Consider the following 8905-nt stretch of genomic DNA (forward strand, 5'->3'; position numbering starts at 1 on the left):
TGATTCGTTAGACGATACATCATACATTGGAGGTTATTCATTCATGAGCAATCACGTTCAGGTCGGCGGCGTATATCCGCATCTTACGGCAGTCGCAGGTATAGATGGCGCACGTTCGGAGACAGGGATCGGAGCAGTCATGCCTTGGGCTAATCGGCTTTGGTATATCTCGTATGTAGCGCACAGCGTCGGCACGGGCACCGGCACCGGTCTATTCGAGGTCAATGACAAGCTGGAGGTGCGCAAGCATCCGCAAAGCGTTGTCGGCACGTACGCCAATCGCATTATTCACCCGCAATCCAGCCAACTGATGATCGGGCCGCATTTTATTGATACCGAAGGCAACGTGCGCACCGTTGAGTCGCTTATTGAGCATCGTTTGACCGCTTGCTTTACCCATTTGACCGATGCGGACAACAAGCTGTATGTATTGACGATGGAAGGCAAGTTTTTCGAGGTAGATGTGCATACGCTGGAGACAGAGCAATTATTCGATCTTCTGGTCGAGCTGAAGGTATCCCCGGATTGCTGGCCGCATTTCAAGGGCGGCTGGACGAAGGACGGCAAGGTCGTCGTCGCCAACAATACGTATGATGAGCGGGAATATCTGGGCAGCAAAAGCGATGGCCGCTTGGCGGAATGGGACGGCAAAACCTGGACGATTCTGGAGGAGAGCCCTTACTGCGAGGTCGCTTCTTCCGGCAGCAGCCCGCTGTTTGCTACAGGCTTTGACCGCGCATCGGCGATTCTCAAGGTGTTCGTGAACGGGGAGTGGAGCACGTACCGGCTGCCAAAAGCGACGCAAGCGATGGATCATATGTGGTTTACCGAGTGGCCGCGCATTCGCGAGGTAGAGACCGAACGGCTGCTGATGAACTTCCATGGCATGTTCTATGAAATGTCGCATAACGCCTATGGCGGAAAGGTATGGGGCGTTCGCCCGATTTCGACCCATTTGCGGATGATTCCTGATTTTTGCTCCTGGAGAGGGATGCTTGTACTCGCAGGCAACCAGGTGACGCCGATCTTCGATACGAACCTGCTGGCCGGAGAGCCGCAATCCAACCTGTGGTTCGGAAAAACTGACGACCTGTGGCAATTTGGCAAGCCATCCGGCTGGGGCGGCCCTTGGTGGGAGGATGAAGTTGCGGCTGGCGTAGCCTCAGACCCTTACCTGATGACGGGCTTCGAGCATAAGGTGTTGCATTTGACGCACGAGTCGTCGCAGGCGGTCGCCTTTGATATCGAGGTTGATTTCCTCGGCAACGGCACCTGGAAGCTCTATACCCGCATCGAAGTAGAGGCAAATGGTTATGCGCATCATGTGTTCCCGACAGGGTTCAGCGCGCACTGGGTGCGGATCGTTCCGCATAGCGATTGCAAGGCGAGCGCGCATTTTATCTATAGCTAGCCGATCAGGTAGCTAGCCGATCAGGCAACCGGGCTGTTCGCGATGCCCGACAACTCCGCCTCTGCGCATCGGTGCAGGGGCGGAGTTATTTTATCCTCCCTCGTACCGCCTAAATTGACAATTTTACTGCATATAGCGGATAGAAGCCGGTTGATAAAATAAAGGCATACACACATCCGAGATGGGGGAATGCAATGGCTACACCGGCTCTTGAGAAATCCGGAAAAGGACTGCTGAGGTGGGAGCGCGGCAGGAAAATATGGTCGTACAGAACGTTGTACATTATGCTGATACCTGGAGTTTTATATTATATTTTGTTTAAATATTTGCCGATGTACGGCGTCATTATTTCGTTTAAGGATTTCCGCATTATGGACGGAATTATGGCGAGTCCCTGGGCAGACCCGTGGAACAAGCATTTTCTTGCTTTTTTTGAATCGCCGTATTTCTATCAGCTGCTGCGCAATACGATAGTGATCAGTGTGTACAAGATGATTTTTGGCATTATTCCGCCGATTGTGATGGCGATTTTATTGAATGAATGCCGGGTGCGCTGGTTTAAGTCGTTGGTGCAAACGTTAACATACATGCCGCATTTCTTGTCCTGGGTCATCATCTACGGCATTATGATAGCCTTGCTCTCGCAGACGTCGGGTCTGGTCAATACATGGATCAAGGATGCGACGGGCAGCGCGATACCGTTCCTGACCTCGCCCGATTACTTTCGATCCTTGCTCGTCTCGTCCGAAATATGGCAAAACCTCGGCTGGGGGGCGATCATCTATTTGGCCGCCATGTCCGGCATTGACCCCGCATTGTATGAGGCGGCGCGCGTGGACGGGGCAAGTCGCTTGCGTATGATCTGGCACATTACGTTGCCGGGCATTCGAACCGTTATTGTCATGCTGTTCATCCTCAATCTGGGCTACATTATGGACGCCGGGTTCGGACAAATCTACGTGCTGTACAATTTGCAGGTTTATTCCGTCGCAGACATTATCGATACATGGGTATTCCGGACAGGCTTGCAGCAGATGAATTTCAGCCTTGCCTCAGCGGTAGGACTATTCAAGTCGGTGATCGGGCTCGTGCTGGTCATGACCGCTAACTATGTCGCGAAAAAATGGGGTGAGGGGATATGGTAAGAGGGCTTGAGGATCGCATCATCAATGGCATTATATACACGATCCTGTTCCTGGCGGGTCTGGTCGCCGTCTTCCCGCTGCTCTATGTCGTTTCGGTCTCGCTGACGCCGCTTAGCGTCGTTCACAAGAGCGGCTCGTTCCCGATCATCCCGCAGGAAATTACGTTTAGCGCGTATCGAACGATCTGGGAGTATTCGGGGATGGTGCAAGCCTATGGCGTAACGATCATGGTGACGGTTGTGGGGACAATATTGAATTTGATCGTGACGATTTTGCTGGCCTATCCGCTCAGTCGCAAAAAAATGCCGGGACGCAGCCTGGTACTGATGATGATTTTAATTACGATGTTGTTCTCCGGCGGGATGGTCCCTACCTATCTCATTGTCAAGACCATGGGCTTGCTGAACACGTACTGGGCGCTTATTTTGCCGGGGCTTGTGGGCAGCTTTAATGTCCTGATTGTCAAAAGCTTCTTCGAGCAACTGCCGGAGGAACTATTCGAAGCGGCCAAGATCGACGGCGCAAGCGAGTATCGGATATTAGGGCAGATTACGGTGCCGTTATCCACCTCGGTCATTGCTACCATCGGCTTGTTCTATGCCGTAGGGCATTGGAATGATTTCTTCCAGGCGATTATGTATATAACGGATCGTTCGATGTTTCCGCTGCAAGTGGTGGTGAGGGAAATCTTGATGCAATCGCAGCAGCTGGAAAACTTCGAGTCGACCACGCCTGCGCAAACCTTGAAGATGGCAGCGGTCGTGATGGCATCCTTGCCCATTATTGTGGTCTATCCTTTCCTGCAAAAGTATTTCACGAAAGGTATGCTGCTTGGCTCGATCAAAGGTTGATGCGGGAGCGGCGAGGCATCGTCAACATCGTGCCGCGCCAACCCGATTCAATAAATACAAACAAGGGGTGTTAGACTGTGAAAAGGATTTTTTCTGTAAAGCTTTTGCTCGCGCTGACGCTGTTGATGACTACGGTGCTGACCGCATGCTCGACAGGCAAGGACAATGACCCGAACCCTGGTACCGGCAATAACGGCAACGACCAGGGCGGCAACGGAGCCGGGAAGGTCATCAAGCTTGATATTATGCAAAGCGCGAGCGGCTTGCCGTCTCCCGACAAGGATTTTATCCGTACCGCGTTAAACGAGGCGTTGAATGTCGACATCAACATGACGACATATGGCAGCCCGGACGATTATCAGAGTCAACTGAACATCCGGATGTCCTCGACGAATTTGCCTGATCTGTTCAGCGTAAACAAGGCGCAGGTGCAGCAATACCAAGCGCAGGACATTTTGCTGGATCTTACGCCTTACATGGACAATGAGCTGAAGGCAGTCAAGGATTTTCTCGGTGAGGATACGCTCAAAAAAGGGATGATCGACGGCAAGCTGTACGCGATTCCGAAGGCGCCGGGTATTCCAAGCACAAGCTTGTGGATTCGCAAGGACTGGCTGGACAACTTGAAGCTGGAGGTTCCCAAAACGCTGGACGAATTTTATGAGGTAGCCAAAGCCTTCGTGGAGCGCGACCCCGATGGCAATAACGCAAAAGATACGATGGGGCTTACAGGCACCTCGCTCAGCACGTTTGCCGCCTTTTACGGATCGTTTGGCACGGTGAACCCGGGCGAATTCTATGTCAAAGACGGCGAGGTTGTCAATTCGCTGTACGACCCGGAAATGCGCGATGCGCTGGCTTATTTCCGCAAGCTGAATGAGGCGGGAGTGGTCGATCCGGAAATTATGGCCAACAACGGAATGATGCATCAGGAGAAGGCGATTAAGGGACAGGCCGGCATCATCTTTATCGACTGGGCGAACTTGACCAAAAACGAGTTCGTCGAGCAAATTAAAACGGTTAATCCGAACGCAGAATGGATTCAGCTCGAGTCGCCGCAAGGTCCGGGCGGAAATTATGCCAATTCGTTCGATATCGGCGCTGCCGGCACCATGTTCGCCATCCCGAAGTCCCTGGAGAAGGATACGGAGAAGCTAAACAAAGTATTCGAGCTGTTGAACTATGTATCGGAGGGCGAGGGCTCCAGGCTTGTGCAGTTCGGGCTTGAAGGCACGCACTTCAATATCGAAGGAGACAAGGTGGTCGCAACCGAGCTGATGGCGCAAGAGGCGGGATATAGCTGGCTGTACCAGTTCACTGGCCGTCCGGAGGTAGAGTACCTGAAGGTCAAGTTTGCAAGTCAGGGACAGTATATTGATTTTGCCAGCGAATTGCCTCGGATCGAGGTGCTGAACGGCTTCCTTACTTATCCGGAGGGGTACAATCCGGCGGACGCCGACCGTTATCTGGAGGAGGAGTTCACGAAGTTTGTCTACGGACTTCGCCCGCTGGAGGAGTATGACGCCTTCCTGGAGACGATGGAGAACACGATGAATTACAAGCTGTATGTCGAGTCGGCGATTCAACAGCTGAACGACCTCGGATACGGGAAGTAAGCAGCGCAGCTCTGAGATGGAGGAGGAAGCGAACAGGTTGGGTACGAGGAAGAAAGCGGGCGAGGTCTCCTCGCCCAGGATCGCGGTGGGCGGCATCTATCATGAGACCAATACCTTTGCCCCGGGGATCACGACGCTGGATCATTTCCACAGTGAATGGGTCGAGGGCGACGGGGCGTTCGCAGCCCGCTATGCGGGCAGCCGAACCTCTATGGGCGGGGTGCTGCAGGCTGCCGCAGAGCAGGGGGCGACGGTTGCGGCAGGGCTCTATACGTCGGCCACCCCAAGCGCCATGGTGGATCGGGAGACGATGGAGCATCTGATGCATCGGCTGGTCGACTCCATCGATGCGTCGGCAGACGGGTTGATCCTGATCATGCATGGGGCCATGGTGTCCGAGCCATACCCGGATGCGGAGGGCGAGTGCTTGCGCTTGATACGACAGAAGGTGGGCAAGGACTTCCCGATCGCGCTGACACTGGACTTGCATGCCAACATCAGCTTGGCGATGGTGGAGCAGGCGGACATTATCATCGGTTATGACACCTACCCGCATGTGGACATGTACGAGCGGGCGATCGAGGCTTTCCATAAGCTCACCGCGTACATAGCCGGACAGCTGCAGCCAGTCCATGCCTATGGGCATACGTCGATGCTGATTGCGCCGCAGGCGATGACGACGGGCAGCGGGGCCATGCGCGAGTTGATGGAGCTTGCGTCTCAGTTGGAGGAGACGTACGGTCTGGTCAATATTACGGTAGCAGGCGGTTTTCCATACAGCGACGTTCCGGATGCGGGCATGTCATTCGTCGTGACGGCAGACGGCGACGCAGAGACGGCGCAGCGCTGCCTGGCCGTGCTCATGGCGAGGATGAGCAAGGAAAAGGCGCGATTCAACGTGGAGCTATGGAAGCCGGAGGATGCGCTCGCCGAAGCCTGGCGCGTGCCTGACGGCGTGATCATCCTCGCGGAAGGATCGGATAATGTCGGCGGCGGCGCGCCCGCGGACGCCACGCATCTGCTGGCGCGCCTCGTCGATCCGCCCCAGCGGGCGCTGCAGGTCCTATACGATCCGGAGGCGGTGCGTATTGCGGCTGAAGCGGGGATCGGAGCAACGATAAGGCTACGCGTCGGAGGCAAGACGGACGTCATGCATGGGGAGCCCGTGACGGTGGCCGGGAAGGTCCGCCTGCTCTCGGACGGTCGATATCGGCATGTGGGGCCGTATAATACAGGGCACTATGCCGAGATGGGCAAGACGGCGGTCCTGGAGTGCGGACGACTAACCTTGGTGGTGACCGGGCAACGGACGGCGCCCTGGGATATCGGCCACCTCCTCTCCCTGGGGGTAGACCCCTCAACCTACAAGGTTATCGTCGTCAAGTCGGCGATCGCTTGGCAGGCAGCCTTTGGCGCATTGGCCCGAGCGGTGTATCAGTTGGATACGCCCGGATGCTGCAGCGCCAATCTGCATCATTTCCAGTATCGCCTGGTCAGACGTCCCGTCTATCCGTTGGACGAGCTGCCGGAGGGATGAAGATCCAGTCTGTCGATACAGGAGCAACAGGAGGTTAATGGTTCATGACTTATACGAAATCTAGAGCTTATCTGGAGCAATCCAAGCAATATCTGGCGGGAGGGGTGGCCAGTACATTAAGGGCGGCCATGCTGCCGACCCCGTTGTTCGCCGAATCGGGTAATGGCCCTTATATTCGCGATGTCGATGGACGGGAGTACATCGATTATCTGCTCGGGTATGGTCCGTTAATCCTGGGGCACGCCCACCCGTCCTTGATCGGCGCTATGGATACTGCCGTCCGGGGCGGCGCGACATATGGGCTGCAGCATGCCGGAGAGGTCGATTTGGCCCGTACGCTGTGCGAGATCCTGCCTTGCGCGGAGCGAGTAGCCCTGAGCGGCTCCGGCACCGAAGCCGTCATGCTGGCCCTGAGGCTGGCGCGGGCGCACACGGGCAAGCGCAAGGTTGTTCGCTTCCATGGCCATTATCATGGCTGGTCTGATGCCATCTTCACCTCGTTCCCGAGCGTGGATATGAAGGCATCCTCGTCGTTGACGGCAGCCCAAGACGCAGTCGTGCCTGGTACGGGCGGCCAGTCCGCCAACAGTCTCGATGATATCATCCTCTTGCCTTGGAATGATCCGGAGATCCTGGAACAGACGCTGAGAGCGCGTCATCATGAGATTGCGGCAGTGATCTCGGAGCCGATCATGTGCAATTCGGGCTGCATTCACCCCAAGCCAGGTTATCTGGAGCAGATGCGCGCCTGGACGCGAGAGCTTGGCATCGTGATGATTCTCGATGAGGTCATTACAGGGTTCCGACTTGGCCTTGGCGGAGCGCACGGGTTATTCGGGATCGACCCGGATCTGGTGACGGTGGGTAAGGCGATGGGCGGCGGGATCGCTATAAGCGCCGTTGCGGGCCGTGCTGCCATTATGCAACTGATCGAGCGCGGTACAGTGAGTCATCTCGGTACGCTGAACGGCAATACGGTTGCGACTGCCGCAGCCCTGGCCACGATCGGAGCGCTGGCTGCCGATCATGGAGCCGCGTATGTGCGAATGAACCGAATCACGGACCAACTGACGGACGGCATAGCCGATCTTATGAAGAGTCATGGACTGCCGGGCGTTGTGAACCGGGAGGGACCGGTATTCAATATGATGTTTACCCGCGAGGACAAGGTAGAGAGCTTCGAAGCGTTCAACAAGCGAGACGGCGCGCTTTACTCAAGATTCGCTGCCCTTATGCTGGAGGAGGGCGTGCTGCTGAGGCCCAACGGTCTATGGTATGTGTCGGCAGCGCACAGGGAGCAAGAGGCGACCAAGACGCTCCAGGCTGCGGATCGCGTCATGGGCAGGTTGATATCCCAAGGAGGATTAGGCGGGGAGGAACGATAATGATGGAACTATTGTCTTTTAGGCAAGGCGAGGAAGTTCGATTGGGTGTTCGCACCCCGCAGGGCGTCATAGACGTTGCTGCGGCCTTGCAGCACTATCCGACCGACCGTCCGGTCGCTACGGATATGATGGCGATCATCCGGGGCGGCGAGCCATCCTTGAACGCCCTGAGGACGTATATCGCCGCTCTGCCGGAGTTGGCCGCGAAGGGCGAGGAAGCAAGCGCCTGTCTCAAGAGCGAAGCGGACTTGCAGTGGGAGTCTCCCGTCACGTCGCCGCAGAAGATCATATGCGTGGGACTTAACTATCGAAGACATGCGGAGGAGACAGGCTCGCCCATTCCGCAAACCCCGATATTGTTCAATAAGTTCAACAATGCATTGACAGGGCACCAAGCGTCCATCGCGATCCCGCGAGCGACCTCCAAGCTGGACTATGAGGCCGAGCTGGCGATTGTGATCGGTCGACAGGCTCGTAACGTAGGGCGGGAGGACGCGCTTGACTATGTGTTTGGGTATACGATCGCCAACGATCTGTCAGCGCGCGATTTGCAGATGCGCACCTCGCAGTGGATGCTGGGCAAGATTAGCGACGGCTTTGCGCCTCTGGGTCCATGGATCGTCACGGCGGATGCTGTCGGAGATCCGAATACGCTGGCCATCCAGACGTTCGTCAATGACGAGCTGCGGCAGAACTCGAACACAGCGGACATGATTTTTCATTGTGACGAAATCATCAGCTACTTATCGCATCACCTTACCCTGGAGCCGGGAGACGTCCTGTTGACAGGAACCCCGGAGGGTGTCGTATTGGGATACCCTGAAGATCGGCAGGTGTACTTACAGCCCGGCGATGAAGTCAAGGTCAGGATCGAAAAGCTCGGCGAGCTGCATAACAGGTTTGTGGGAGAAGCGTAAAATCAAGAAAAGCCGCCAACGGCCAAATGCCGGACGGAAAACA

At 55.8% G+C, this 8905-nt stretch carries 7 protein-coding genes; all 7 read left to right on the forward strand.

The window, feature by feature from the left end; all coding sequences use genetic code 11:
- Positions 1–43 precede the first annotated feature (43 nt).
- The gene (locus tag PA598K_RS13035; RefSeq protein ID WP_221414131.1) at positions 44–1411 is read left to right on the forward strand and encodes a hypothetical protein; all 1368 of its coding nucleotides are present in this window, start codon (positions 44–46) and stop codon (positions 1409–1411) included.
- 284 nt (positions 1412–1695) lie between these two features.
- The gene (locus tag PA598K_RS13040; RefSeq protein ID WP_260405393.1) at positions 1696–2556 is read left to right on the forward strand and encodes an ABC transporter permease; all 861 of its coding nucleotides are present in this window, start codon (positions 1696–1698) and stop codon (positions 2554–2556) included.
- A complete protein-coding gene (locus tag PA598K_RS13045) occupies positions 2550–3407 on the forward strand; it encodes a carbohydrate ABC transporter permease (RefSeq protein WP_128657386.1) in 858 nt (285 codons plus the stop codon). The genes PA598K_RS13040 and PA598K_RS13045 overlap by 7 nt, the downstream gene beginning before the upstream one ends.
- 77 nt (positions 3408–3484) lie before the next feature.
- Positions 3485–5023: an extracellular solute-binding protein gene (locus PA598K_RS13050; protein WP_307719887.1), complete on the forward strand. Its 1539-nt coding sequence runs from the start codon at positions 3485–3487 to the stop codon at positions 5021–5023.
- A gap of 37 nt (positions 5024–5060) precedes the next feature.
- A complete protein-coding gene (locus PA598K_RS13055; protein WP_260405389.1) occupies positions 5061–6560 on the forward strand; it encodes a M81 family metallopeptidase in 1500 nt (499 codons plus the stop codon).
- A gap of 44 nt (positions 6561–6604) precedes the next feature.
- A complete protein-coding gene (locus tag PA598K_RS13060) occupies positions 6605–7945 on the forward strand; it encodes an aspartate aminotransferase family protein (RefSeq protein WP_128657388.1) in 1341 nt (446 codons plus the stop codon).
- 2 nt (positions 7946–7947) lie between these two features.
- Entirely contained in the window at positions 7948–8862 is a 915-nt protein-coding gene (locus PA598K_RS13065; RefSeq protein WP_128657417.1) for a fumarylacetoacetate hydrolase family protein, read from the forward strand.
- The last annotated feature ends 43 nt before the right edge of the window (positions 8863–8905 follow it).

The sequence above is a fragment of the Paenibacillus sp. 598K genome, from assembly GCF_003851045.1.
Taxonomy (GTDB): Bacteria; Bacillota; Bacilli; order Paenibacillales; family Paenibacillaceae; genus Paenibacillus_D.

Excerpts from the sequence above, each read along its gene's own strand:
- PA598K_RS13040 (WP_260405393.1), top strand. The coding sequence starts at position 1,696 with ATGCTGATACCTGGAGTTTTATATTATATTTTGTTTAAATATTTGCCG.
- PA598K_RS13035 (WP_221414131.1), top strand. The coding sequence starts at position 44 with ATGAGCAATCACGTTCAGGTCGGCGGCGTATATCCGCATCTTACGGCA.
- PA598K_RS13060 (WP_128657388.1), top strand. The coding sequence starts at position 6,605 with ATGACTTATACGAAATCTAGAGCTTATCTGGAGCAATCCAAGCAATAT.
- PA598K_RS13065 (WP_128657417.1), top strand. The coding sequence starts at position 7,948 with ATGGAACTATTGTCTTTTAGGCAAGGCGAGGAAGTTCGATTGGGTGTT.
- PA598K_RS13045 (WP_128657386.1), top strand. The coding sequence starts at position 2,550 with ATGGTAAGAGGGCTTGAGGATCGCATCATCAATGGCATTATATACACG.